This window comes from Paenibacillus sp. NEAU-GSW1 (assembly GCF_009737085.1).
Lineage (GTDB): Bacteria > Bacillota > Bacilli > Paenibacillales > Paenibacillaceae > Pristimantibacillus.
The window spans coordinates 1-24,584 of sequence record NZ_WOVL01000016.1 but is presented as its reverse complement, the minus strand read 5'-3'; the positions used below and the strand labels follow the sequence as shown (position 1 = coordinate 24,584).

The 24,584-nt window shown below is 49.1% G+C and carries 24 protein-coding genes; 5 read left to right on the top strand and 19 right to left on the bottom strand.

Annotated features, from left to right (window positions below; genetic code table 11):
- Positions 1 to 298 precede the first annotated feature (298 nt).
- Together GOM71_RS13885 and GOM71_RS13880 are read right to left on the bottom strand one after the other, a co-directional pair.
- Positions 299 to 1,963, bottom strand: a complete 1,665-nt coding sequence (locus GOM71_RS13885; RefSeq protein WP_156282061.1) for an extracellular solute-binding protein — start codon at positions 1,961 to 1,963, stop codon at positions 299 to 301.
- On the bottom strand, positions 1,956 to 3,722 hold the full coding sequence (locus GOM71_RS13880; protein WP_156282059.1) for a sensor histidine kinase: 1,767 nt from the start codon (positions 3,720 to 3,722) through the stop codon (positions 1,956 to 1,958). The genes GOM71_RS13885 and GOM71_RS13880 overlap by 8 nt, the downstream gene beginning before the upstream one ends.
- A 201-nt stretch (positions 3,723 to 3,923) precedes the next feature.
- Between GOM71_RS13880 and GOM71_RS13875 the strand changes: the two genes are divergently transcribed.
- The gene (locus GOM71_RS13875; RefSeq protein WP_156282057.1) at positions 3,924 to 4,973 is read left to right on the top strand and encodes a ParB/RepB/Spo0J family partition protein; all 1,050 of its coding nucleotides are present in this window, start codon (positions 3,924 to 3,926) and stop codon (positions 4,971 to 4,973) included.
- A 30-nt stretch (positions 4,974 to 5,003) separates the two neighbouring features.
- On the opposite strand, the gene GOM71_RS13870 is transcribed toward GOM71_RS13875, so the two are convergent.
- From GOM71_RS13870 to GOM71_RS13845, 6 genes are all read right to left on the bottom strand, one after another.
- On the bottom strand, positions 5,004 to 6,092 hold the full coding sequence (locus GOM71_RS13870; protein ID WP_367649612.1) for a GerAB/ArcD/ProY family transporter: 1,089 nt from the start codon (positions 6,090 to 6,092) through the stop codon (positions 5,004 to 5,006).
- 30 nt (positions 6,093 to 6,122) lie between these two features.
- On the bottom strand, positions 6,123 to 6,353 hold the full coding sequence (locus GOM71_RS13865) for a hypothetical protein (RefSeq protein ID WP_156282053.1): 231 nt from the start codon (positions 6,351 to 6,353) through the stop codon (positions 6,123 to 6,125).
- Positions 6,350 to 7,573: a Ger(x)C family spore germination protein gene (locus GOM71_RS13860; RefSeq protein ID WP_367649606.1), complete on the bottom strand. Its 1,224-nt coding sequence runs from the start codon at positions 7,571 to 7,573 to the stop codon at positions 6,350 to 6,352. The genes GOM71_RS13865 and GOM71_RS13860 overlap by 4 nt, the downstream gene beginning before the upstream one ends.
- Complete coding sequence (locus GOM71_RS13855; RefSeq protein ID WP_156282051.1) at positions 7,570 to 9,027, bottom strand: spore germination protein; 1,458 nt, start codon at positions 9,025 to 9,027, stop codon at positions 7,570 to 7,572. Before GOM71_RS13855 ends, GOM71_RS13860 begins: the two co-directional genes overlap by 4 nt.
- Before the next feature lie 119 nt (positions 9,028 to 9,146).
- Complete coding sequence (locus tag GOM71_RS13850) at positions 9,147 to 10,370, bottom strand: MFS transporter (RefSeq protein WP_156282049.1); 1,224 nt, start codon at positions 10,368 to 10,370, stop codon at positions 9,147 to 9,149.
- A gap of 74 nt (positions 10,371 to 10,444) precedes the next feature.
- Positions 10,445 to 11,341 carry a glycerophosphodiester phosphodiesterase gene (locus GOM71_RS13845; RefSeq protein ID WP_156282047.1) on the bottom strand — a complete coding sequence of 299 codons (897 nt, stop codon included), beginning with the start codon at positions 11,339 to 11,341 and terminating at the stop codon, positions 10,445 to 10,447.
- A gap of 214 nt (positions 11,342 to 11,555) precedes the next feature.
- Between GOM71_RS13845 and GOM71_RS13840 the strand changes: the two genes are divergently transcribed.
- Positions 11,556 to 11,834 carry a hypothetical protein gene (locus GOM71_RS13840; RefSeq protein ID WP_173275607.1) on the top strand — a complete coding sequence of 93 codons (279 nt, stop codon included), beginning with the start codon at positions 11,556 to 11,558 and terminating at the stop codon, positions 11,832 to 11,834.
- 24 nt (positions 11,835 to 11,858) lie between these two features.
- Here the strand turns inward: GOM71_RS13840 and GOM71_RS13835 are convergent, their stop codons facing one another.
- From GOM71_RS13835 to GOM71_RS13815, 5 genes are all read right to left on the bottom strand, one after another.
- Positions 11,859 to 11,999: a hypothetical protein gene (locus GOM71_RS13835; RefSeq protein WP_173275604.1), complete on the bottom strand. Its 141-nt coding sequence runs from the start codon at positions 11,997 to 11,999 to the stop codon at positions 11,859 to 11,861.
- Positions 12,000 to 12,038: 39 nt separating this feature from the next.
- Entirely contained in the window at positions 12,039 to 12,491 is a 453-nt protein-coding gene (locus tag GOM71_RS13830) for a thiol-disulfide oxidoreductase DCC family protein (RefSeq protein ID WP_156282041.1), read from the bottom strand.
- Positions 12,492 to 12,655: 164 nt separating this feature from the next.
- Positions 12,656 to 13,276 carry a response regulator transcription factor gene (locus GOM71_RS13825; protein WP_156282039.1) on the bottom strand — a complete coding sequence of 207 codons (621 nt, stop codon included), beginning with the start codon at positions 13,274 to 13,276 and terminating at the stop codon, positions 12,656 to 12,658.
- Positions 13,273 to 14,613, bottom strand: coding sequence for a sensor histidine kinase (locus GOM71_RS24980; protein WP_156282037.1), 1,341 nt, complete (start codon positions 14,611 to 14,613; stop codon positions 13,273 to 13,275). Before GOM71_RS24980 ends, GOM71_RS13825 begins: the two co-directional genes overlap by 4 nt.
- Before the next feature lie 39 nt (positions 14,614 to 14,652).
- Positions 14,653 to 15,708: a M42 family metallopeptidase gene (locus GOM71_RS13815; protein WP_156282035.1), complete on the bottom strand. Its 1,056-nt coding sequence runs from the start codon at positions 15,706 to 15,708 to the stop codon at positions 14,653 to 14,655.
- Between the two features lie 137 nt (positions 15,709 to 15,845).
- Here GOM71_RS13815 and GOM71_RS13810 point away from each other — a divergent pair, with 137 nt between their 5' ends.
- Positions 15,846 to 17,084 carry a voltage-gated chloride channel family protein gene (locus GOM71_RS13810; RefSeq protein ID WP_156282033.1) on the top strand — a complete coding sequence of 413 codons (1,239 nt, stop codon included), beginning with the start codon at positions 15,846 to 15,848 and terminating at the stop codon, positions 17,082 to 17,084.
- Here GOM71_RS13810 and GOM71_RS13805 read toward each other — a convergent pair.
- The 6 genes from GOM71_RS13805 to GOM71_RS13780 form a co-directional block, all read right to left on the bottom strand.
- Positions 17,059 to 17,931 (bottom strand): undecaprenyl-diphosphate phosphatase, encoded by an 873-nt coding sequence (locus GOM71_RS13805; RefSeq protein ID WP_156282031.1) that lies wholly within the window; start codon positions 17,929 to 17,931, stop codon positions 17,059 to 17,061. The genes GOM71_RS13810 and GOM71_RS13805 overlap by 26 nt on opposite strands.
- A gap of 36 nt (positions 17,932 to 17,967) precedes the next feature.
- A complete protein-coding gene (locus tag GOM71_RS13800; RefSeq protein ID WP_156282029.1) occupies positions 17,968 to 18,579 on the bottom strand; it encodes a DedA family protein in 612 nt (203 codons plus the stop codon).
- A gap of 53 nt (positions 18,580 to 18,632) precedes the next feature.
- The gene (locus GOM71_RS13795; RefSeq protein WP_367649605.1) at positions 18,633 to 20,594 is read right to left on the bottom strand and encodes an FtsX-like permease family protein; all 1,962 of its coding nucleotides are present in this window, start codon (positions 20,592 to 20,594) and stop codon (positions 18,633 to 18,635) included.
- Positions 20,569 to 21,342 carry an ABC transporter ATP-binding protein gene (locus GOM71_RS13790; RefSeq protein WP_156282027.1) on the bottom strand — a complete coding sequence of 258 codons (774 nt, stop codon included), beginning with the start codon at positions 21,340 to 21,342 and terminating at the stop codon, positions 20,569 to 20,571. The genes GOM71_RS13795 and GOM71_RS13790 overlap by 26 nt, the downstream gene beginning before the upstream one ends.
- 123 nt (positions 21,343 to 21,465) lie before the next feature.
- Positions 21,466 to 22,452 carry a sensor histidine kinase gene (locus tag GOM71_RS13785; protein WP_156282025.1) on the bottom strand — a complete coding sequence of 329 codons (987 nt, stop codon included), beginning with the start codon at positions 22,450 to 22,452 and terminating at the stop codon, positions 21,466 to 21,468.
- A complete protein-coding gene (locus GOM71_RS13780) occupies positions 22,449 to 23,159 on the bottom strand; it encodes a response regulator transcription factor (protein WP_367649604.1) in 711 nt (236 codons plus the stop codon). Before GOM71_RS13780 ends, GOM71_RS13785 begins: the two co-directional genes overlap by 4 nt.
- A 207-nt stretch (positions 23,160 to 23,366) precedes the next feature.
- Between GOM71_RS13780 and GOM71_RS24105 the strand changes: the two genes are divergently transcribed.
- Together GOM71_RS24105 and GOM71_RS13770 are read left to right on the top strand one after the other, a co-directional pair.
- Entirely contained in the window at positions 23,367 to 24,011 is a 645-nt protein-coding gene (locus GOM71_RS24105) for a hypothetical protein (RefSeq protein WP_216651752.1), read from the top strand.
- A gap of 305 nt (positions 24,012 to 24,316) precedes the next feature.
- Positions 24,317 to 24,584, top strand: a 268-nt coding sequence (locus tag GOM71_RS13770; protein WP_173275575.1) for a transposase, incomplete at its 3' end; no start/stop codon positions are given.

Here is a 24,584-nt window from a genome sequence, read left to right as displayed (position 1 = left end):
GCAAAGCATGTCAAACGGTCTGCCGGCTTCGACGCTTTATTTGTCGAGCTGCGGGCGGGATTGTGGCTATTCCTGGCTTAATTTGAAACAGGTGAAAAAGCGTGGCGGCTTACACTAGCATTTCATGCTAGATTTGCCGATTTAACGCAGGCGTGGCGCCGTGCTCACCTGCCACTCTAGCAATAACGACTCTTTCAACAAAAATTGCAGACATGCTGCATTAAAATTATGAGAAATCTTTCATTTCCAGAAAAAAACGAGGCGGCTTTTCGAACAGCCGCCTCGTTTTTCTTCGTTACTACGAATTGTTGCCCGTGGTGACAGCCTCGGATACTTCTTTCGCAATTATGCTGCCCCCTCTGCTTTCCCACTCCTGCACGAACGCATCGAAAGCTTCAATCGGCAGCTCGCCGGTAATGATCCGCAAATAGGTGTCATATTCCAGCTGCTGCAGCTCATCCCAATACTTCTCCATAGACTGGGTCGTGTCGTAGAACAAGCTTTTCGTTTGTACTTTAGTCGCCTTGCTCACTTCGCCGCCATATAAGTAGGCTTGCGAGGAACTCCACGCCTCGATGCTTTTCCGCGGCTGCTCCATTTCAAGCATCATCGAATCGTAAAGCGATTTGGTTTCCGTATCCAAGCTTTCCGCGTTCAGCGATCCGTTTACCGCAAGCAGCAGCTGATCGTAACGTTTCTCGATCGCATCAGGATAATCAAGCAACAAATCAAAAGGGTAATAATTGCGAAGCTGCAAGCTCATGCTGTCGGCCGTAGTCCGCAATTGCTTCACTTCCGACTGATTCGGCTCCTGGTTGCGTTCCAAGCGCGTAAGCAGATTGAGAACTTTAATAGCCGCTTCCGGGTGAGGGTAACCTTTCCGAATGACAAGATAATGATCGGTTATCGGCGCGGTTTTCGTAACGAAGGTGCCGCTCTTGTCAACCGGAGCCATGTAAACGCGCCATTCCGCTTTCGTATCATTAGCGACAGAGCTGCTTAACGGCCAGTATGGCGTCCACCACGGTCCAAACAGAATGCCGGATCGATTGGTGTCAATCAGCTCGAAATATTCTTTGCGAAGCACGAATTGCTCGTCGATCACGCCTTCCTTATACCACATGGCAAGTTTTGCAAGCGCCATCTTTGCTTCCGGCTGGGTGGAGCCGTACACAACCTGTCCCTGCGCATCGTAAATCCAGCTTTTCGGGAATGCATGGTAGGAGTTAAACACCCCGTCTAAGCCGCCTACTCCCGTCTTTTCCCCGAACAGCATCTCCTTGTTGACCGGGATGCCGACAGTATCGGCTTTTCCGTTGCCGTCGGGATCTTGTTCATTAAATTGCTTGGCAATATGCTCAATATCGTCAATCGTGCTAGGCGGTTTCAAATGCAACTTGTCGAGCCAATCCTGCCGGACCCATAAATAAGTCGGCGCATCTGCCTCAATCGCCACATTCGGCAAGCCGTACAGACGTCCGTCAAAGGAAGCTTCTCGGAGCGCGTTGCCATCGGTTGCATCATAGAATTTCTTAACCAGCTGAGACGTATTCTTCGTATAGTAGTCAGTAAGATCTTCCAGCTTATCCATCTTTACCAGCTGGCGAAATTGCTCGCGATTAACGATAAAGGCGTCGGGCAAATCGTCGCTTTGAATGGCAAGGTTAAGCCTGCTTACATATTGCTCTTCTCCGCTCGCTTCCCAGCTGTACTTGATCGTAACGCCAGTCTGTTCCTTAATATACCGGTTCAAAAATTGATCGTCGCCGACATCGCCTTCCGGCAGTTCTATATCCTGATAAGCGTAAGGAACCCGTATCGTTATTGGTGTTTCAAGCGGCAAATCTGCTGGATCTCGCGTCTTGACGGGCGCAGCTTGTTCGCTTTTGCATGCGGTCAGACCAACGAGCAGCAGGCAGACCGTCGTTACAATAAACGGCTTTCTCCGATTACGATTAAGCATATCGATCCTCCTCGATTACTGCAGGAATCTCAACTGACAATACCGTTCCTTGCCCCGGCTTGCTGTCTATCTCCAGCAAATCTTTGCTTCCATAGAAACGCTCGAGCAAACGGAGCACATATTTCAACCCGATTCCCATGCCGAGCGGACGTTTGGCATCCTGTTCTGTATTAAGCAAAGCGGCAAGCGTCTCGTCGTCCATGCCGGGTCCGTTATCGCTTACTTCCAGCCGAAGCTTGCCATCGGCCGTCTTTTGAATCGATACTTTGATTACGCCATGCTCCTCGTTCTTCCCGTGATAAATAGCGTTCTCAACGAGAGGCTGCAGCATAAAGCGCGGGAGCGGCCAATGCTGCGTTTCGGGATCGACTTCAATGATGAATTCAAGCTCGCCTTCGTAACGGATGCTTTGAAGCTCGATATATTTTTGCAGCGCCCCGATTTCATCTCTTACATTTACGATCAAGCCAGGCTTGCCCATATTGTAATGCAGCACCTGTACGAGCAAAGTAACGATACGGTCGATATCCTCCTTGCCATGCAAGCGTGCCAGCCACTGTACCGTATTGAGCGTATTGTGCAAAAAATGCGGATTGATTTGACTAAGCAGCTTCTCCGTCTCCAACTGGCTTTTCATTCTTTCGTTGCGCGCAACCTCATGAATGAGTTCATTGACAGTAGTCTTCATCACCTGGAAGTTGCCCAGCAGCTGATCGAACTCCTCGACCTGCGTCAGCGTAACCGGCGCTTCGCGTTCCCCGGTCATTCGGACAATTTCCCGGTTTACTTTACGCAAGGAGCCGTATACTTTACGCCAAATAAAAGTCGCGACCATAATAGCGAATACGATAGAACAAATAAAGAGGATAATCATCCGCTTGACCCAGTCATTGATTTCCCGGTTAAAGACGTTGCGGTCTACTGCAGTAACGAGCTTCCATCCCTGCAGGCTTTCATAGCCGAACAGATAATGATCGCTGTAAAGCTTGCTGCCCGAAACGGCCATATCCCATTGCAGCATGCGCGGGTCGAATGGCGGAGTGCCGGCGTCTGCATAGAGCGTATCGCCTTGCTCATTTATCAAATAATGAGACACCTTCATCCCATACCATTCGCTGTTCATAATTTTGCGAAACAAATTGTAGTTGGATTCCAAATAAATATAGACATGCGCATTTGTGCCGTCTGTTTTCACTTCGCGCAGGGATGAAAATACGATGTTGGAACTGTTCTTGTATTGCGTGCGATGCGGTCCGAAATATTCTGCGCCGCTGTAATGCACGAACGGAGGCAAATCCGCAATATCAAATTTCGGATTGACCGACAGATTGGTAAACAAAATCGGATTGATGGCCATTGGGTTGTAGTAGACAGTAAGACCGAGGTTCGGATTTGTAAAATTGATGACGTTCAAGCTGTCCTCGATTTCTTTCATCATATCCGCTTTCTCGGTTACTTTCTCGGTCTTTAAGTACGCGTTAATTTTTTCGGCTGTTTGACCGTCGAGCGCAAATTGCTTCGAAACGAAGTCCAGGTTGTTAAGCAAATTTTCCAGACCGGTCGCTTCCTGCTTCAAGCTTGCGGTTATGCCTGCCCTAATTTTGTTCGACAAAATCGAATGAAGCGACGAGTACGTAAATGCGGAAATTAAGATCGTCGGAAACAAGCAGGCGATCAATAAATAGATTACGAGCGTTCGCCTCAATGTCCCCGTCTTGAACGGATGCGGCATATGGCGGAAAAATCGCAGTTTAAACAATGTAATCCTCCTCTAGCGCAATCGCTTTCAACCTTATATATTACAGTGATCTCCAGCCCCTGTGAATAGCCCCTGCAAAAATTGCCGCCGTTAATCATTTGCCGCCGCTCATGCTCTCTTATTCCGCTTTCATGCTATAATAGATAAGCCGCATTTGCCGGTTCATGCAGAATCGGCTACTCAGATGTCAGGAGGACTATGATGGATATTGTACAAATCCCAATCACGCTGATCGATGAAGATACGGACCAGCCGAGATACCAATTTGACGAAGAAGCGCTCCAGGAGTTGATGAACAGCATTGATGAGATTGGCTTGCTTTCTCCGATCAAAGTTAGAGCGATCGACGGCGGGCGCTACAAAATCATTTACGGAAACAGACGTTATAAAGCAAGCAAAAATCTGGGCAAAACGACGTTGCCTTGCATCGTTTCGCATGTGACCGATGAGCTGGACATTTATTTGGAGCAAATAGCCGAAAATTTAACGCGGGAAGGCTTCTCTCCAATTGAGGAAGCAGAAGCGTTCCATAAATTGCTCCATGAATCGAAATTCAACAGCTCGATTAAATTTCTGTCAAGCAAGCTCGGCAAAACCGAGGCATACATAAAAAACAAATGCGAGCTGCTCAAATTCAGCAATGCAGTCAAGAAGCTCATCGTAAGCGGCACGGAAATCCGCAAGGACAAGCTTACCGAAGACCAGCTGCTGCCATTAAAAGATTTGCCGATGGAGCATCGCGATCCTCTTGCGCTTATCGTTGCCCGGGACGAAATGCCTGTAAATGACGTAAAAAAGATCGCTAAGCTGTTCAAGGATCCGGATCTTTCCGCTTCCACGAAAGATAAGCTGCTCTACAAAACCGGACCCGGTCTCTTGGAAACGTGGTTCACGCTCCAGCATAATAAGGCGGAAAAAGCGAAAGCGGCTGCCGCTTCCAAAGAAACGCAACAAAAACAGGAAACGCTGGCTAAACCGAAAAAAACTGAATCGCCAACAGCTCCAGCAATTATTACTTCCGAACCGCAGGCCCAATCCGATTCGGCATTCGAGCCGATCGGGAACGTGCTGGAACAGCTGCTCGCAGCGCTTCCTCCCCATTCCTCGCTGCCGCCCGAATCGATTCTGCAATTTCAACAGCTTCATGCCGATGAGCGGGCTGCCGTGCTTAATCGAATCGACAGTTTGCTTGACAGCTTAAACAGCCATCTTGCGGAGTGGAATAAAATTAAGGAAATGACTGCGTTCTAATCAATAAGGCTGCTCCTTATAGGGGCAGCCTTATTGATTCGTTTTTGAAGCAAAACCTCCTTTGACTTTATCCGCGAGCCAAATGAACAGCGGAAACAATATCCCGAAAATCATCGAATAATAGGCCCAGATTGGAAACGCGGAAATAACGACTGCTTTATTGGGCCACATTGCGTTGCCCATTGAATAGCCAATCAAGGCAAGCGGGATTAACAACGAATAATGATTTTTCAGCCGAAAAATAGTAGCAATCCCAGTTGAACTTACGTACAACAGCAGAGAAAGCCGGAAAAAAATCGTAATGTACCAAAGCAGCGCAACGATGACTTCAAACCGTTCGTAAAAATCGGCGATGTTGATCGTTCGAACCGTAAAATAGCTTGGATAGGTCAAATTGCTGATCACTCCTTCGTTAAGCACCGCAATAACGATTACAGTCATAATTAAAAACATCGAACCGCTGATCAGCGAGGCTCTCCTTACTGCAATTTTCCATTTCCCCGGTTTATCGAGCTGATTGCCAAAAAACAAAAAAATGACGCTCTCGACATAAGGAAAACCAATAAGCGTTAAAGAGGCCTGGACGATCGGTTTCCAACCGAACTCGAAAACAGGCTTTAGATTATCAAGATTCGCGCTTGGCAGGAGCGAAAAATAACCGAGAACAAATAAAGTAAGAACAAAGAAGAAAAAAAGCTCTGCCGCACGCCCGATCGTCGATACTCCGCAGCGAACGATATAGACGACTGCGATTAGCATGAGCGCATAAACCGCTTCTGAGGGCGTTTCCGGAAAAACGGAGGTCGTCAAAAAATCGGACAAATCGCGCAGCACTAACATAAAGATGAAAAAGGGATAACAGGCAATAAAAAGAAATAAGACGGCATTGCCTAACCATTTTCCCAGCAACGAGGCCATATAGGCTTGCAGACTTTGATTGTTAAGTTTTGTCGCGATTGCAGCATATAAACCGATCATCAACATCTGCAATCCTATGACGATAACGATGGATAACCATGCATCCTGCTTGGCTACAGTAGCCAGTGTAGACGGAAGCACGAGAAATGCGCTGCCCAGCTGATACATGACAAACCACATCGTCGCTTGCCTGACCGTTATTTTCTCGCGAATGGAAATATGAAACGCCTCCTACGAAAGCAGCTGAACAAAAATTTGATGGACAGGCTTGAATAAATTGGTAACGGCGGAAAGCGGACTCGGAATGTCTACGTTTAACAGGTTTAATACAACCAATGCCAATGCGACTGCAAGAAAGCTAAAGCCGACTATTATATCTCGCATACTTTTTGATTGGATGAGCAAACGAAATTCATAACCGGCAACAATAAGCGAAACGGCTACTACAACGATTGTAATCATTCGTTTCGCCCCTTCTCTTCCTGCTTTTTATAAATAGGACTAATGATTTTGCCGATTTTACGCAAATGGTAATCGATTTGAACATTCACTTGGAGGTCTTCTTTGAACCGTCGATCCCAATCCTGTTTCCACTGATGCCATAGCTTTGGATATTTTCGGTGAAACTCTTCGCCAAAGCCGAATACATCCGATTGCTTCTCCTGCACGTTCTCGATGGTACGAACGACATTTTGCTTCAAGCTGTCCTTCGCCGCTTTTTGCAATTGCTCAAATTGATCGGCTTTGGTCAAATCCACTTGGCAATGCATTTCGCCAATGTTGGCTTCAACTGCTATTTTCACATCCATCTTTGGCTTGCCATCCTTTATGGACGGTTTAAAATTCGCTTTCGATTGGTATACCTCGACAACGAACAGTTCGTCCGATTGCGGACATTTCACCTTCCTGACCGTATTGGTGATACGGTTAGCGATATAGCTGAATCCTCTGCTTTCCGAATCATTAAGCCATCCAATGAGCCTGTCGTCATTTAAAACGCCGATACCTATATATTTATATTCCGTCAGTGACTTCGGCTGTTTCACATTATCCGCTTTCATCCCCTTTTCCTTATCGCCGATTATTGTCAATCCAGTCAGTACCGGATCAACGCCGTCCTTCGAAAACTTCTGGATAATTTCCACCACGTTTACGGCTGACGTTGGCGCCCACGCTTTCTCCGAAACTTTTAATGATTTGTAGAAATCCAACGCCGGCAGCACTTCCATTGGCGTAACTAAGGAGAGCAGCTCTTTTGCCGTGCAATCTCGGGCAATAGTCATATAAAAATCCGGACGAATCTCATGATCGCGGAATAAGAAATCGAGCGGATCGCGGATACCCTCGCGAGCTGTCTGCTCGTCCATAATCAATATGCGAAGATGCGAAATATACATGCGGCGGGACGCTTTTGTCGTTAATTTTCGAAGCGCTTCAAAAAGGGTCGACGCCTTTTCCGAAAATAAAATAGACGGCGAACGCTCCGTTGTACGAGAACGCGACATTTGCGAAGGATCGGCTACCTGAACGGAAACTTCATATTGATCCCCTACGCGATCAATACCCATTGCAAGGACGACGGACAGCGCATTAAGCTCTCTGCGGCTCCAACAGCCTGACAACACGGAAACAATCATAAGAGCCGTCATTATGGAAGCAATGCAACGGATAGCTTTGTTCACGACCGTGATCCCCGTTCTGATGAATTGGATTGATTATTAACGCCAGGCAATCGCAGAATTGCATCATTTTGCATTTTTTTCCGATAGGGCGCTGTCGGATTCATATAGGGAATGCCGAACGATTGCAGCTGGCATAAATGGGCTATAAGTATAAAAATGCCAATCATCAGGCCATAGAAGCCAAACGATGCAGCCATCGCCATAAAAACAAAACGAATCAACCGAATCGGGATCGACATCGAATAGGATGGAATGACGAAGCTCGATATGGCTGTTATCGATACGATGATGACCATCGCCGCAGAGACGATGCTTGCTTCCACGGCCGCTTGGCCGATTACGATTGTCCCAACGATCGATACGGCTTGACCGATCGTACGCGGCATTCGAATGCCGGCTTCACGCAATATTTCAAACGTAAACTCCATCAGCACGGCTTCAACAAACGCAGGAAATGGAACTCCTTCGCGTTGCGCGGCTAGACTGAGCAGCAACTGCGTTGGAAGCATGTCTTGATGGAAAGTCGTCAGCGCGATATAGACCGAAGGGGCAAGCATGCATATGCATAATGCGATATATCGAAGCATGCGAATAAAATTGCTGTAGTAGACCGCCTGATAGTAATCCTCCGCCGATTGAATAAAATCGACGAACAAAGACGGCGCAAGCAGGACAAAAGGCGTGCCGTCTACAATGATGGCCACTTTGCCTTCCATAATGCCGGCGGCAATCGAATCGGGACGATCGCTGTTGTACAACGTTGGAAATATCGTCTTTTGCTTGTCTTTCAGCAAAATCTGTTCCAAATATTGGCCTTCAAGCACTCGATCCTGTTTAGCGGATTGCAATTGTTGCACGATGGTTTGAACGAGTGCGGAATCGGCTACTTGATCGAGGTACATGATAGCGACATCGGTCTTCGTTAATGTGCCGACTTTAACGGAGAGAACTCTCACCCTTGTATCTTTTACTCTCCGCCGCACTAGCGTCGTATTCGTCCGCAACGTTTCGGTAAACGAGTCTTGCGGCCCGCGAACGACGGATTGTGTCTTGGATTCGGTAACGGAGCGATCTTCCCAGCCGGACAACGAAATCGTCAAGCCTTCCGACGCGCCGTCAACGAGCAATAACGCGCTGCCTGACAAGATTTGCTCTATCGCTTCTTGCATTTGATGCGCAGGTTGAATTTCGCCGTTTTCCAGCACGCTCGAGCGTAAGTAGCTCATTTTGAACTCATGCTCCGGCGTCCGTTCGAGCAATGGAGCGATCACATTTTCCTGCAGCACTTGCATGTCAACCATACCGTCCAGAAAAAAAAGCGCGCCCCTCCTCGCCTTATTGGAAAATGCAAGCTCGCGTATGATGAAATCCGAGCTGCCGCCCATTAGCGTTCGCAACCGTTCGATATTCATGGACAGAATCGGTGAAATTTCGGTTTCTTTGCGATCGTTCATCATTTCCCCTCCATTTCCAGATTTAGCATCCCCAATTGGCTTGAAAAAATGTGCAAAAAAAGACGATGCATGATGTGCATCGTCTAAAAGCCCTGTTTGCGCGCGAACGGGCTGTTGAATCAATAATCCGGATCTGTGCCTTTCGTTTCGACACCAAGGATCAGTACGGTCAATACGCCGAATACGATTGCTGCGAAAAAAATAATAAATACAACGGAAATCGCCGTGCCGGCGGCGACCAGTATACCGACCAGATAAGGACCGATTACGCCTCCAATCCGTCCAAATGCTGCCGCTAATCCGACACCGGTTGAACGGATAGCCGTCGGATACAGCTCTGGCGTATATGCATACATCGCTCCCCATGCCCCAAGATTAAAAAACGAAAGCGATATACCCGCCGTTACGAGCATTGATTCTGAATCCGCCAGCCCAAACCAGATCGCGCTAAACGCCGTTAGAGACAAATAAGCGACTAGCACGAACTTGCGGCCCCATTTCTCGATAAAATAGGCGGCTGTAAAGTATCCCGGCAGCTGTGCAAGCGTGATGATGAGCACGTACTGAAAGCTTTTCAGCAATCCAAAGCCTTTCAGCACCATAACCGTCGGCAGCCAAAGAAACATGCCGTAATAAGAAAAAACGACTGCAAACCAAAGAATCCACAACATAATCGTTGATTTGCGGTAAGGCTTTGACCATACGGCGGCCGCCCGATTTCGGAAGGGAAGTTTTTGTTCGGCATGCTGGATAAAGCGAGGCGAATCTTGGATCGCTTTTCTCAAATAAAGCGCATAAACAGCCGGCACGGCTCCAATGACCAGCGCAATTCGCCATCCGTATTGCGGAATAATGAAGTAAGCGATAATCGCAGCGGCAATCCATCCTCCGGCCCAAAAGCTTTCCAACAGGACGATTGCGCGACCGCGCTGCTCATTCGGCACCGATTCGGAAACGAGCGTGGAAGCGACCGGCAGCTCGCCGCCGAGTCCGAAACCTGCGATAAACCGCAGTACGCAAAGAACGGCAAAACTGGTCGCCAAGGCTGACAACCCGCTTGCCGCAGAAAAAATCAATAATGTCCATAGCAGTATCGACTTGCGGCCATAGCGGTCGGCAAGCGAGCCTGCGACGGCAGCCCCAACCGCCATTCCAATCGAATTCACAGCTGCCATAAGCCCGATTTGATGGGCGCCAAGCCCCCATTCCACGCTTAACGCAGCGGCTATAAATGATACGAGCCCTACGTCCATCGCGTCGAACAGCCAGCTCAATCCGGTGCTCAGCAGCAGCTTGCGAAGTTTTGAATCTCGAAACAGCGAAAGCGCCGACCCGTTGCTCATACATAATCCTCCAGCTCTTATTTGGCTATAATTTGCCCGAGCTGAGTATTCATTATGTGTGAATATGCGATAAGCTACCGTTGCGACATTTCTTCTATCACTTCATGGAAGCGATCCGGATAATCGGTATGGACGCCGTCAACGCCCCAGTTTACCGCTTTATCCATATTGACTTGATAATTGACTGTATACGCATAAACAAGCAAGCCTGCAGCTTTCACTTTCTGAATATACGAGGGATTGATTTGTTGAAAATTCAAGCTGATGCCCGCTGCGTATGCGCTAATATCTTTGAGCGACGCTTTGCTAATAAACGCCGGCGTATTGTACCACAGCAATTGAAACAGATCGATATCATCATTCAGCTTATGGATCTTTTTCAAGCTGCTTTTGCTAAACGACTGCACCGCGACATGATCCGTCAACCGATATTCCTCGATCAACGCAATCATTTTCTCCTCTAGTCCAGGATTAGCTTCCGGCGCTTTCGTCTCCAGCATATAGTTGGTTTCGTCGCCGAAAGTTTCGAAAATTTCGCGAAGCGTAGGCACCTTCGCATCAATGAATTCATCTCGGGCATACATCGGATGAAGCTCGTTGAACCAGGAACCGGCATCCAATGCTTTAATTTGCTCGAGCGTCATCGCAGCCGCATTGCCGGTGCCGTTGGTCGTTCGGCTCACCGTCTCGTCATGGAGCGCAATCAACTCGCCGTCCTTCGTCATTTGCAGATCAATCTCAATATAATCGGCGCCGGAGCGAATGCCCAGCTCATAAGCTGCAAGCGTATGCTCGGGAGCATAGCCGGATGCGCCGCGATGAGCGATTGTCGCAACTTGAAGCTCTGCAGAAAACAAACTTTGTATGGATATCGGTTTGTCCAGCATGGAGTAACCGGCTGCCGCGACAGCTAACGCAAGCAGAACATGGATGCCGTAAAAGTATATGGCCGGTATTTGTTTTTTGCGCAAAAAAAGAGTTCCTCCTATTCGTTTGTACTGACTTTCGCTATGCTGGGAAAACCGCAGTTTTTCAGAAATACGGTAGCATGAGACAAAACCATATACAAATACAATAACATGAATAGGATGAACCGTCAGGGAGGCGATTATGAGAATTCCGCTTTCAATACATTCGAATGTCTGGAGTAAAAGCGATTCCGCTTATGTTTGCATCATCATTCCAATGTCCGAAATTAAAAAATTCGTGCTGATCGATTTTATTGCCAGCACCGTTATTTACTATGCATTGAAAATCCCCTCGCATTCTATCGTTGCTGCGATGGTTGGCAGCTTTGCGGGGCCGATGCTGATTCGCCAGACGCTAAAGTTGAATTTCGGTTTTAGCGACGGCTTTCGCTTCTTGAAGCGTACGCATTATTCTCTGGCTTCTTCTCGTAAAGGCATCACATCGATAGGAACATGGTTACAGCTTCGCCACTCCGCCTCGAAACTGCCTTCATAGCGAAACAGGAAGCCAACGATCGGGTTAGTTACCTGTACGGAAATCCGATGCTCCTCCAGCCAAATAAGTGATCTCCGAGAAGCGCAAATCCCATTGCTGATGCAGCTCCGGGTGCTGCGTATGCTGCCAAAGCGCTTCCATATTAGCCGCTATCCATGTTTCCACATAAATCGGCTTCCTGGTGTTCATCCGACTCAACCTTCCCTATTCGTATTCGTCGCTTATCGTACGCTCGCGCATTTCCGCCGTAGGCAGCGGACAAGCCGGCTCTACTTTTCCGAACAGCTTGTAGCGGTTTGCGGCGATGCGATCGTATACCCAATCCCGCAGAATGCGCGGTACGACAATCGCGCCGTAAAACCATGACCAGCCTCCGCCCAGCTTTCGAAAAATACGAAGCGCTGCTCCCGACTTCGTATAATAGCGGCCGTTTGCGATCAAAACCAGCGTCTTGAGATCGTATGTTGACAATCCGCCGGCTTCAAGCAATCGTTGCCCCGCCGCAGATTGAAGCGCCGCGAAGCGAAAATGAGCATTCGGATCTCTTTTTGTAACGAACCGCGTTAAACCGTGGCAGAGTGCGCAATCTCCGTCTACTAGCACAAGGTTTGTTTCAGTTGTTTGTTTGGTATCGATTACGCTCGTTGTTGCGCTCATCTGCTTTCGCTTCCTCTCTTTGATAGCTCAAGTATAAAACTCGCGCTTGCGCAAGGGCAGTACCATTTTTCATAGTACCTTGCTTGGCGGCATGTCCGTCGCAAACCCGCGCCTCGGTCTCAATGGTTTAAGTTCGGTTTCGGCCAAAAACTCACACACCGAAACTATAGCCCTTTCCGCTTCACTTTCTCAATCGCTTCTTTGCTGCTTTTCACGCCTAGCTTCTTCAACATTTTGTTCACTTGGTTTTTAAGCGTGCTTTCCGCCTTGTAGAGCTTTTTCTCAATCTGCGGCTGAGTATATCCATCCTCGATCAGCTCGAAAACTTCCCGTTCCGCCGCAGTAAGCTCTTTTAATTGTTCCTCTCGCTTTAATCGCGAAAGCTCTTTAAGGAGCGCTTCCATCGGTTCCGGGTTATGGCAAGCGCTGCGGATGGCGTGCGGAAGCTCCTTAAACTTCGTTTTCTCGATATAGTTGAACGCTCCGGCTGTAAAGGCATCCGTCATCACCGAATCATTATTTAATGACGTTAACATTATAATCTTTGCTTTACGATTTGCATCGTTCATTTCGACCGCCAGCTGTATGCCGTTAAGTCTGCTGCCTTTTAGCTGAATATCAAGCAATGCGACATCGAATTCAAGCGCTGCCGCAATTCGAAGCGCTTCCTCGGAGGAGCTTGCGGCGCCAACAACTTCAATGTCTGCTTCCTTGTTTAAAAATACGGTCATTGCTTTGATCCAATCGAGATCGTCCTCGACAAGAAGCACTTTGATCGCAGTCATGACAACCCCTCCTCTGCCTTTTTAGCCGGAAAGCGGAAAGTTGCGATCGTCCCCGCACGCGGCACGCTGACCAGCTCTATCGCGCCGCCGCTTTTACGCATTACATTGTATACGTAAGACAGTCCAAGTCCAAAGTTGCCATCACGATTTTTCGTGCTAAAAAACGGCTCAAACACATGAGCAAGCGAGCCTTCGGCAATTCCTTCTCCCGTATCCTGAATCGTCAAACGAATTTCTCGCTTCGTATGTTCCAGCCGTACATCGAGCATCCCGCCGTCAGGCATTGCTTCCTTGGCATTCATCAATACATTGCCGATCGCTTCTTGCAAATGAACGGGATCGCACAGCAGCGTAGGTCTAACTGAAAACTGAACGGACACCGAGATGTTGGACTGCTCTAGAAGCGGCTTATGCTGAAGCAAGCATTGTTCGATGAGCTGGTCGAGACGGCATGGCTCTTCCACAAGCGTCAGCGTTTTTAACTGACTGTGCATTCGTTCCGTCATGTGGAGCAGATGATCGCTTGCTTTCGCAATAATTTGAAGATGAGTCATGGAATCTTCGCGATCCCCAAGCGTCTGTTTCAAATTTTCTGAGCTGATCGCGATTTTGCCAATTTCATTTTTAATCGAATGATTAAGCAGCGACGTGCCAGAGCTTGCCGTCTTCATCGCGCTTTCCAACGGGTCGTGCTCAAATCGCAGCTTGACGCCTAGAACGCCATAAGCAAAACTGCCAAGCAACGCTATCGTAAGCGAGTAAATAATAAAAAATGATATGTAGCGAAAGAAATCAAAGTTTGGAATAAATGCGTTGGCGATATTAATAAACACAAGAACGGCAAGCACGGTCGGCACAATGATCACCGTCACGATAAGGCGGGACTTCCGATTACGGCGATCCGTTTCTTTCCATAAGGAACGGATTAGCAATCCACATGTTGCCAAATAGTAAGGCGCTGCCCAAGCGAGCAGAAACTTGTATGGTACTGCGAATGCAGACGAAGACAGCAAGACGATTATTGCCGTTGTCAGCACCGGAAGCAATAGCAGCAGCTTCAAAGCTATTTTCGCTCGCTTGCTTACTGCCGTTTCCGAATACAGGATTGCAAAAATAAGGATAGCGTAAGGCGTTACAATATGATTAAGCAGCTGTACCGTGTTTGAAGCTCCATTAAAACCGGCAACGCTTAATGTGTCAGCGAGCCCTCCAATGGATGCCGCTGCCAAAAACAATACTGCCCATCGGTTCGTTTCGCTTCGCGGATTATTGAACAACAGCACGAATGCCGCTGCTAACAGAGCAAAAAAGTATACGAGCATGCTGGCAGTTGCCACCTCTCAATCGTCCTGATGCTAAGCTCATACTTTCATAAATCACCGATCTAGCAAGTACGCGATCAGCAGCGCGGACGTGTTGACGATGGCGTCGGCATGCGTGCGTTCCATTCCATGCGACGCATGCACACCGGGTCCGATTAGCGCAGCCTTCACGTTGCTCCCGCCGCGCAGCGCAGCGGACGCGTCAGAGCCGTATTGCGGATAGATGTCAACCGCATAGCGTATATGTTCTTTCTTTGCCAAAGCAATGAGCACGGATGTCATCTCGTAGTCATAAGGTCCGGATGAATCTTTCGCGCAGATCGAGACATCTCGCTCCGTCGTTGTCAGATCGTCGCCGATTGCGCCCATGTCGACGGCGATGACTTCGGTCACGTCCGGCGGCATATAAGCGTTCCCGTGGCCAACTTCTTCATACGTCGAGAAAATGAGCTTCAACGTACGCGAAGGCTTGACGCCTCTGCGAGTCAGCCATTCCAGCAGCCCGAACAAAGCAGCCACGCTTGCTTTGTCATCCAAATGCCGGGATTTAATCCAGCCGTTCGGCAGCATCCGCGTTCGCGGGTCCCAAGAAATGATATCGCCGGGTCCGATGCCAAGCTTCTCGGTGTCCGCCTTCGAATCTACCGACTCATCCAGACGAATTTCCATATTCGCTTCCTCGCGCTTCCAATCCCTTGCATCCGGGAACACATGCACGGACGTTTTAGACGACAGAACCGTCCCCTCGTATCGCCTTCCGTCTCTCGTATGCACAAGGCAATATTCCCCTTCAACCGTGTGCATCGCATAGCCGCCGATCGGCGTGAAGCGCAGCATACCGTTTGGCTTGATCGAGCGCACCATTGCGCCAAGCGTATCGACATGCGCGGTCAACCCGATTGTGCCGGGGTCGATATCCGTTCCGGGAATTGTAATGATGCCGTTGCCTTTAGGGGTTCGCTCCATTGTCCAGCCGAGCTTCTCCGCTTCGGCCTCCAACAATTTCATAATTGCCATGCAATAGCCGCTCGGACTTGGCGTTGCTAACAATCTTGCAAGCAGATCTAGTATATAGTCCCTGTTTAATTGATTATTAATAAGATCGCTCATCGAATTCACTCCGCTTTACATCTGGAATTTAGGGAAACATCTGTATTTCCATTTTATCACAACCTATGCAGCAGCAAAAATATAGAGTAAAATACATTGTTGTTTCAAATGCGATTTACGCCTCTGGAGGAAATTACATGAATATCAATATAGCATCGCTAACCAAACGGCTTGCTCTGGCAGCAATCGTCGGACTTCTCGCCGGCTCAGCCTCAGCATTCTTTCTATTATTGCTAGATTGGTCAACCGCAAAGAGCGCAGCGCATCACTGGCTGCTGTGGCTGCTGCCGGTTGGCGGCGCGCTTGTTTCCTGGGTCTATGCGCGATATGGCAAAGATGCCGCTAAAGGCAACAATTTGCTGCTAGAGAGAATCTACGATAGCGATGGAGGGCCAGTTCCGCTGCGAATGGCGCCGCTCGTTCTGCTTGGCACGGCCATCACCCATTTATTCGGCGGCTCGGCAGGCCGAGAAGGAACCGCAGTTCAAATGGGCGGCAGCTTGGCGGACGCAGTCAGCCGGCGATTTAAGCTCACAAGCGCAGATCGGCAGCTGCTGATTTTATGCGGCATTAGCGGCGGCTTCGGCTCTGTATTCGGCACGCCGCTGGCCGGGACAGTCTTCGCGCTGGAAGTCGCCTTTTTCGGAAGCATCCGTATCCGGAGAGCCCTCATCCCTTGCCTCGCTGCTGCTCTAGTCGGCCATTATACCGTACTCGCCTGGGGCGTGCATCATGCTTCGTATAACTGGGGGCAGCTGCCCGCTTTTAGCCTGACTTTGCTGTTGAAAATTACGATAGCCTCCATCCTGTTCGGGCTGACAGCTTGGCTGTTCAGCGCATTAACACACAAGATGAAGGCTATATTGACTAGGTTGATTCCAAATGTTCCTCTTAAAAGCTTCGTTGGCGGCGCAATCCTTATTGCGCTCGTCTATCTTCTTGGAACTCGAAGTTATTTAGGATTAGGGCTGCCGCTAATGGATGCGGCATTCGAGCAGCCTTCTGCGCCGTACGACTTTCTAGGCAAATTGCTATTCACATCTGTTACGCTCGGAGCAGCCTTTCAAGGCGGTGAAGTTACGCCGCTCTTCGTCATTGGCGCAACGCTCGGCAGCACGCTTGGCGATCTGCTCGCAGTTTCCGTGCCGCTTCTTGCCGGTCTTGGCATGATCGCCGTTTTCGGCGCTGCGGCTAACACGCCGCTTGCAAGCGTCGTCCTGGGCTTAGAGCTGTTCGGCATTCACGGCTACGGTCCGCTCTGTATACTGATCGGATGCGCTGTCGCTTATTGCTGCTCTGGACGGTCAGGCATTTACAGCTCGCAACAGCTGCGTCCCGCATGGTCGGCGATTATACGAAAAAGACGAAATAAATAACAGCGGCCAGCACGATCCGATAAATGGCGAACGGCACTAATTTAATGCGGTTAATTAATTTCAAGAAAAAGCGGATCGAAATAAGTGCAACGACAAATGCGGCGATAAAGCCGACGATAAAGAACGGAAGCGCATCTGCTGTGAAGTACTCCAAGTTTTTCACGAGCGACAGCAAGCTTGCGCCGAACATGATCGGCACTGCCATAATAAATGTAAAATCGGCAGCGGCACGGTGGCTAAGGCCAAGCAGCACCCCGCCGGATATCGTCGATCCTGAACGTGAAAAGCCCGGCCATAACGAGAAACATTGAATCAAACCGATGGCAAACGCCTGCTTGTACGTAATTTGGTCAACGGAATCGACCTTCGGTTTCTTCGATCCGTAGTAGTCGGCGGCGATCATGAACAATGCGCCAATAACAAGACCGATCAGCACCGTTTCCGTCGAGAATAAATATTCGTCAATATAATCCTCGAACAAAACCCCCAGCACCCCTGCCGGGATCAATCCGACGATAACCTGCGACAGCTTCAAGCGGCTTTGGTTTTGTCCGTTGCCGTTCGCTTGCGCGGACGTTTGCGACGCGCCTTTCGCCCCGCCAAACAGCTTATTCAAACCGAGCATGTCGATGAAGCGCTGACGGAAGGCGATAAGCACCGCCAATATGGAGCCTAGCTGAATGACGACTTTAAACGTATTGGACACATATTTCGTTAGAAACTCCTCGGATTTCAGCCACATATCGTCGACAATTATCATATGTCCCGTAGATGATACCGGCGCAAACTCCGTTAAGCCCTCGACCATGCCGAGTATAAGCGCTTTTAATAAATCGATAAATTCCATTGCTGCAAGCTCTCCTTTTTCCCGTTATCTGCTCATTTAGTTGCGCACGCGCCGTTTTCTAATAAATAATACCACAAAAGCAATGACGGCCGCTCCCATTATCGCATAAGCAATATCCGAGTAGACGTCCATGAACGAAACAATTCTTTCCCACGAATCGCCGACAGCCGCTCCTATGCTGACAAGAGCAACGTTCCAGATCAACGTACCGATATTCGTGAACAGCAAAAACAACGGAAATTTCATCCGGTTCATGCCGGCAGGAATGGAGATCAAGCTGCGAATGAGCGGGATCATCCTGCAGAAGAACACCGTCCAATAGCCGTATTTATCAAACCAGGCATTTGCTTTGTGGATATCCTCTTTTTTCAAACGAAGCCATTTGCCGTACCGTTCAACGATTTTTTCCAATCGAGGCACGTCAAGCAACGTTCCGATATAGTATAAAATGATAGCTCCGGCAATCGATCCTGCAGTCGCAACTGCAATAACGCCTGGGATCGTCAACTCCGAATAGGTCGTCATAAAACCGCCGAACGTCAATATCACTTCCGAAGGTATCGGCGGAAAAATATTTTCAATTGCGATGAGCAGAAAGATGCCCCAATAGCCGAACTTCTCCATAAACTCCGTAATTACGTTCTCCATTATGTGGTGCTCCCTTCCTCCCTATCTTCAAAGCCTAAGCATATACGGATGAATTAACGCATCCGTTTTTTCAAATTGCGCAAGTACCGTTGGCGGATGAAATAGAAATAGGCGATTTGCGCGGCGACAAAGCTTGCCAGAACGATTCCGAGCTCTGCGGCAACGGATAAATAGAACATCGTTTGCAAAGCGGAGAAAGCGAATATCGCATGAATAACAGCCACGCCGATCGGCACGAAAAACCAGATGGCTAATTGCCTCGTAACGATCGCCTTTAACTCCTTATCCGTCAAACCGATGTGCGCAATTGCGGCATACTGTCTCCGGTCGTATTCCAGATCGGAGTAAAGCCGAAAATAAAGAAAGCTTCCTGCTGCTATAAAAAATACGGCGCCGATAAGCAGCGATACGAGCAGCATCATATTGTACAAGCTCTTTTGCACCTCATACAACGTGCCGCTGACTGTCATGGCATAAGAAGAACTTTCGTCGTAGCGAACCAGTCCATTTTTCGCAAGCTCTTTTGCCAACCCTGCCGTATCCATAAAATTGGCGGTGTAAAAACCGGTATACCGGTCAACTGAAATCGGATCGGCTATTTGAGCAAACAGCGAGTCGCTGACGACAACGCCGCCGAAATCGTCATTTTGCTCGATATCAACAATCGCAGACAAGTAGTCCGGTATGGGCACATGCTCGGTATAGCCGATTTCGCGAACCGTGACTGGCTCGCCTTCTTGACCGATAAAGGAATAAGTAGCTTTTTTACGAACAGCAATATAGCTTCTTTCCCGTTGAGAGGTAAGGATGACGAGCGCGTCTCCGCCGCTAAGCGGTGCTTCCGTGAACGATCTGCCTGCCAATTCGATTGCGTTTCTATAATCTGAATACGAGACAATCGGCATCATCTTGCTAAGTTGGCCACGTGAAGTCAATACTCGCGCTTGCGCCTTTTTGATCAGCATTGTTGAGCTTTTGTAGACGATGCGTCGTTCCGCCAATTGCTGCTCGATTACGTGCAGATGCTGTTGTTCGACCAAGCTTCCCTGTTTCGCAACATAAGCGATCGCTGCCGGATAATCCTCCTGGAACGATCGCATCAGCGTATTAACGGAAGCAAACACGCCAACGGAGCAAAAGGAAACGGTCGACAGTATCGTCACCATGAAAAACATTCTCGCATTGCCGCGAAAGCGATGCGCGAGGCTCGCAATCGTAACGACGTTCGTTTTTTGCCAATAGAAAGCTTTCCAGCGCCTTAACGATTGCACGATAAAGCCGATTAACTGCGTATAGAGCAAATACGTGCCGGCGACAGTCATTGCGGCAACAGGCAGCATGCGATTGTAGATCGTAGTAACCTCAGAAGTCGCGGCCAGCACATAACTTAGCGCGAGCAATATGGCTGCCGCCCCTGCCAGCCAAACATTAGCCCTCCTGTTCTCTTTAGGCCGAAGACCGGCATGGAACAGATCGACAAGCTTGCTCCTGCGTAGAAGCGCCGCAGTGATCCATGAGATCGCCGCAAACAGTGCGGCAAACGCGCCTACTGTCCAGACGAGCGATTTCCAAGGCACTTCAAAAACGAGCTCGGAGATGCCGAGAAAGACGGAGCAAATCATAAGAAAAAGCTTGCCCGACACGAGCCCCGAAGCGATGCCAAGCACGATCGCCGCTGCTCCGATAAGCATATTTTCCCAAAAAACGATCTTCCCAAGCTGATTGGTCGTCATTCCGCTTAACCGGTACAGACCAAACTCCTTGCTGCGGCTGTTCAATATCGACTGAACCGAATAAAGCACGAATAGAAAAGCGAATACAAACATAATCCATTCAGCCGCCACCATCGCTTTAACAGCAGACTCTGCCATTGAACCGCCTTGAATGCTCGGATGGCTCGTAAACAGCGCGCATACGAAAAAAATCATGACCGAAAATGCGCTGCTCGCGAAATAGGCGGCGTAGATTCGCTTGTTGCGAAGAACGTTTCTAAAGGCGAACGCCAGATAAGTCACGAGCGTCTCCTCCCAGCAGTGACATCATGTCGATAATGCTTTGGAAAAAACGCTGCCGGCTGTCTCCCCTGTAAATCTCGTTGTAAAACTTGCCGTCACGCACAAAAATAACTCTGCTGCAGTAGCTTGCGGCAACCGCGTCATGTGTCACCATTAACAGCGTCGAACGGTCCTGCTCATTCATGTCCCTCAGCAGCGCCATCACATCGCCGGCCGATTTGGAATCCAGGTTGCCGGTAGGCTCGTCGGCTAGCAGCAGCGACGGACGATGGATAATCGCCCTTGCAATCGCGGTGCGCTGCATCTGTCCGCCAGACAATTCATACGGAAATTGCTGGCTGCAATCCGCGATGCCAAGCTTTTGCAATACGGCCTGAACCCTTCTATTCGTCTCCTTGGCATTAACGCTGTCCAACAGCAGCGGCAGCGCGACATTTTCCTCAACCGTCAACGTATCGAGCAGATTAAACTGCTGGAACACGAAGCCGAGCTCACGGCGCCGAAACAGCGCCATCTCTTCTTTATTTAAAGAATGCGGATCTTTGCCATTGAGACGAATGATGCCGGCTGTAGGCTCGTCAATTGTGGCGATGACATTCAGAAGCGTCGTTTTTCCGCTGCCGGATGGTCCCATAACACCGACAAATTCGCCTTCCTCCACCGTGAAGTGCAAATGGTCAAGCGCTTTGCGGGCTACCCTGCCTTCATAAATCTTCGTCAACTGATTGACTTCCAGCCTTGCTGCCAACTGTATCACTCCTTGCGATCGTAGCTATTTCAGTATAGCGAAACCGGCAATCGCCGAACTAGCTTATAAACTTACAGTTATCTTACATCGTTGTAAGGTTCGCCATCGCCATCGCTGCGAAAGCTAAAACGTTAATGTCACCGTCGTTCCTTCGCCGACTGCGGATTGCAGTTCTGCATGATGGTTTAATTTCTCGCAAATTTGACGCACGAGATACAAGCCCATCCCTGTCGATTCATCATACTTTCGACCGTTTTCACCGGTGAAATAGGCGTCGAAAACTTTCGGGAGATCGCTGCTTGGAATGCCGATTCCTTCATCTCGTATGGAGAGAACCGCTTTTCCTTCCAGCTCATATCCTTCAAACGATATTTTTCGCCCCTTGCCCGCCGAATAGCGCACCGCATTCGTAATGAGCTGAACGAGCACGAAGCTTAACCATTTGTCATCCGAAACGACTCGGATCGATGCATCGATTGCGATTTCCGGAAAAACGCTGTTTCGTATAAAAAGCCTCTTCTGGCTTGAGACAGTGCGGCGGACGAGCTCCTCGAGCGAGAGGCTTTCCACATGAAGATCATGCTCGAACCGTTCAAGTCTTGATGTATACAGCACCGTCTCCAGCCCTTTACGCAGCCGGTCGAGCTCGTCGCCGATCGCGCTCGATCGGCTGTCATCCTCGTCTTGAATGAGCAAATGCATTACGGCGATCGGCGTTTTCATCTGATGAACCCACTGGTTCATAAATTGGGTATGCTCCTCGTTTTTATGCTGGTGACGGAGCAGTTCTGTTTGATAGGCGCGGTATTGATGCCGTTCCAGCTCCTGAAGCGCTTCGGCAAGCGGCGTATGCTGGATGGCGTATTCGGATGCGCCGGACTTTAACGGCTCAAGCGATGCTGACGGCTGAGACAGCCTGCGGTAAAAGCTCCGGTTCGTGATGTAGCGGTATGCCAAATATAGCGCCAGAATGCTGCCGCTTAACAACGCCGCATAGATAGCCGTATTGGCGGTTCGAAAGCCGTCCAGCCAATAGACGAGAGTAATAATCGCGATTTGAACGAGGTAGATGAAAATCAATAACGCCTGTTCTCGCCAAAACAGCTTCAATCCGGCTGCCCCCATTCCGGCTGCAGCCTGTATCCTTGTCCGCGAATCGTTTGCAGCGATTGCTCGATCGAAAGCGACGCCAGCTTTTTGCGCACACGGGTAACGTAAACGTTCAGCGTATTGTCGTCGACAAAAGCTTGATCGTCCCAGATCGCTTCCAGCAAGCGATCGCGACTGACAACTTTGCCCGCCCGCTTCATCAGCTCATTGGCGATCTTCATTTCAGTAAAGCTAAGCTCGGTCACGACGCCGCGGAAAGACAGCTGCAGCCTGTCGGAGTCAAGCATCAGACCGTTGACTTCAAGCAAACGGTTGTCTGCCGCATCTACCGCAGCTGCATAACTTCCGTAAGCGCGCCGCAGCAGACTGTTGATTTTGGCTGTGACGATCTCGTAATCGAATGGCTTTGTTATATAGTCGTCTGCGCCGTTATCAAGCGCCATCACTTGATCCATTTTCCCGTCTCTAGCAGAAATAAAAAGAATCGGGCAAGTCGAGACGCTGCGGATCTGCCTGCACCAATAATAGCCGTCAAAGCGTGGCAAGTTGACGTCCATCAGCACCAAATGCGGCGAAAATTGCTCAAATTGCCGCAATACCGTCTCGAAATCGCCGACGGCCCGCACTTCATATCCGAATTTATTCAAATGCTCCTCCAGCAATGCGACGAGCATAGGGTCATCCTCTACAATCAGCACTTTAAACACCGGCTCTCTCCTTTCGTTCCTTCTTCTATTTATTATTCACGAATCGACCGGCCTTCGCAAATAATTGACGTGAACGCGGCACGATTAGGCGAATACCGTCATATGATGGAGCAGAAATCGAACGGATTGATGATATTGTGAATTCGCTATTCGATAAAGCAATCATAAACAGCTTTTCGATAAACAATGAAAGGGTGTTCACGCTAGATGGTCGTTTACGACGATTCGAATTATAGTTTCGCTCATCCAGAACAGCAGTCTGATCGCTCCTTCCAAATTCCCGGTCTTGGAGGTCCCGGCGGCGTTCAAGTGCTGCCGCCAATTATTGGCGGTCCGGGCGGCCCCGGCATACCAGGCTTTCCTGGTCCCGGTTTCCCCGGCGGCCCCGGCATTCCTGGTTTTCCTGGACCAGGTATTCCCGGCGGCCCTGGTGGCCCAGGCATGCCTGGGGGTCCTGGCGGATTGCCGCCGCAATTAACGGGAACGAATTTAACGAATATTTTGACGCAGCATCCGCGTCCAGTCGGTTCGCCTCCTGCCGAAATGATTACGCTGTTCAACATGTTGCGGACTAATCCAAACATGCTGCAGATGGTCATCACGCAGCGCCCGCAATCGCTACAGCAAGCGGTTCAATTTGCCCAATTCGGCGGCGCCGGCCCTCTGCGCTACTCCGATGCCCGCATTCTCCCCGGGTTCTGCTACAACCGCTGGACGCTCGCATTCACTTTCAACAACGTCTTTCTCTTCTTCCCGGTAACAAATCTGTTCGGCTTCGTCATCGGCTACAGCTACCCGTTCTTGTCGCCGATCATCATACCGGATTTCCAAATTATTTTTGCGCTTTGCTAGAAAATCCAAAAGGGGGTGTCCCATAAGTCATTAAAATGACGATGGGATACCCCCCCTGTTTTATTTGGGTAAAACAGCAAACTGCACATTTAAATGTTCTTCCGATCGCCATTGCTCAGGGATTCCTTTGAATCAACGAGGTAAGGTTGGGATCCCTTCACAAAAACGAACGCTGACGCTTCTCCAGAATCATTTAAATGCTCCGTTTACCCTTAACCTGTTCATAAATTGCTCAAACAAAAAGAAGCCAACCCTTGTTAAAATGGAGGTACCACCCACCCATTCTAAGTAAAGAGAGGCTTCTTATGTATAAAGAATATACCATGGATCAGCTGTCCTTGCCAATGGACTTGCAGGAAGATATCCCCGAAAATCATCTCGTTCGCGTCATCAACGACGCAGTCAATCGTTTAGATATGAATCTCTTCACGAAAGCTTATCCCGGGGGTGGCCGGGATAGCTATCACCCCAAGATGCTCATGAAAGTCATCATCTATGCCTACACACAGCGCATTTACTCTTCTCGCCAAATCGCGAAAGCGGTTCGTGAAAACATCATGTTCATGTGGCTTG

Excerpts from the sequence above, each read along its gene's own strand:
- GOM71_RS13830 (WP_156282041.1), bottom strand. The coding sequence starts at position 12,491 with ATGAGCGCAACAACGAGCGTAATCGATACCAAACAAACAACTGAAACA.
- GOM71_RS13875 (WP_156282057.1), top strand. The coding sequence starts at position 3,924 with ATGGATATTGTACAAATCCCAATCACGCTGATCGATGAAGATACGGAC.
- GOM71_RS13865 (WP_156282053.1), bottom strand. The coding sequence starts at position 6,353 with ATGATTACAATCGTTGTAGTAGCCGTTTCGCTTATTGTTGCCGGTTAT.
- GOM71_RS24105 (WP_216651752.1), top strand. The coding sequence starts at position 23,367 with ATGGTCGTTTACGACGATTCGAATTATAGTTTCGCTCATCCAGAACAG.
- GOM71_RS13825 (WP_156282039.1), bottom strand. The coding sequence starts at position 13,276 with ATGACTGCGATCAAAGTGCTTCTTGTCGAGGACGATCTCGATTGGATC.
- GOM71_RS13800 (WP_156282029.1), bottom strand. The coding sequence starts at position 18,579 with ATGGAGAACGTAATTACGGAGTTTATGGAGAAGTTCGGCTATTGGGGC.
- GOM71_RS13840 (WP_173275607.1), top strand. The coding sequence starts at position 11,556 with ATGTCCGAAATTAAAAAATTCGTGCTGATCGATTTTATTGCCAGCACC.
- GOM71_RS13855 (WP_156282051.1), bottom strand. The coding sequence starts at position 9,027 with ATGAACGATCGCAAAGAAACCGAAATTTCACCGATTCTGTCCATGAAT.
- GOM71_RS13810 (WP_156282033.1), top strand. The coding sequence starts at position 15,846 with ATGAATATCAATATAGCATCGCTAACCAAACGGCTTGCTCTGGCAGCA.
- GOM71_RS13815 (WP_156282035.1), bottom strand. The coding sequence starts at position 15,708 with ATGAGCGATCTTATTAATAATCAATTAAACAGGGACTATATACTAGAT.
- GOM71_RS13805 (WP_156282031.1), bottom strand. The coding sequence starts at position 17,931 with ATGGAATTTATCGATTTATTAAAAGCGCTTATACTCGGCATGGTCGAG.
- GOM71_RS13850 (WP_156282049.1), bottom strand. The coding sequence starts at position 10,370 with ATGAGCAACGGGTCGGCGCTTTCGCTGTTTCGAGATTCAAAACTTCGC.
- GOM71_RS13885 (WP_156282061.1), bottom strand. The coding sequence starts at position 1,963 with ATGCTTAATCGTAATCGGAGAAAGCCGTTTATTGTAACGACGGTCTGC.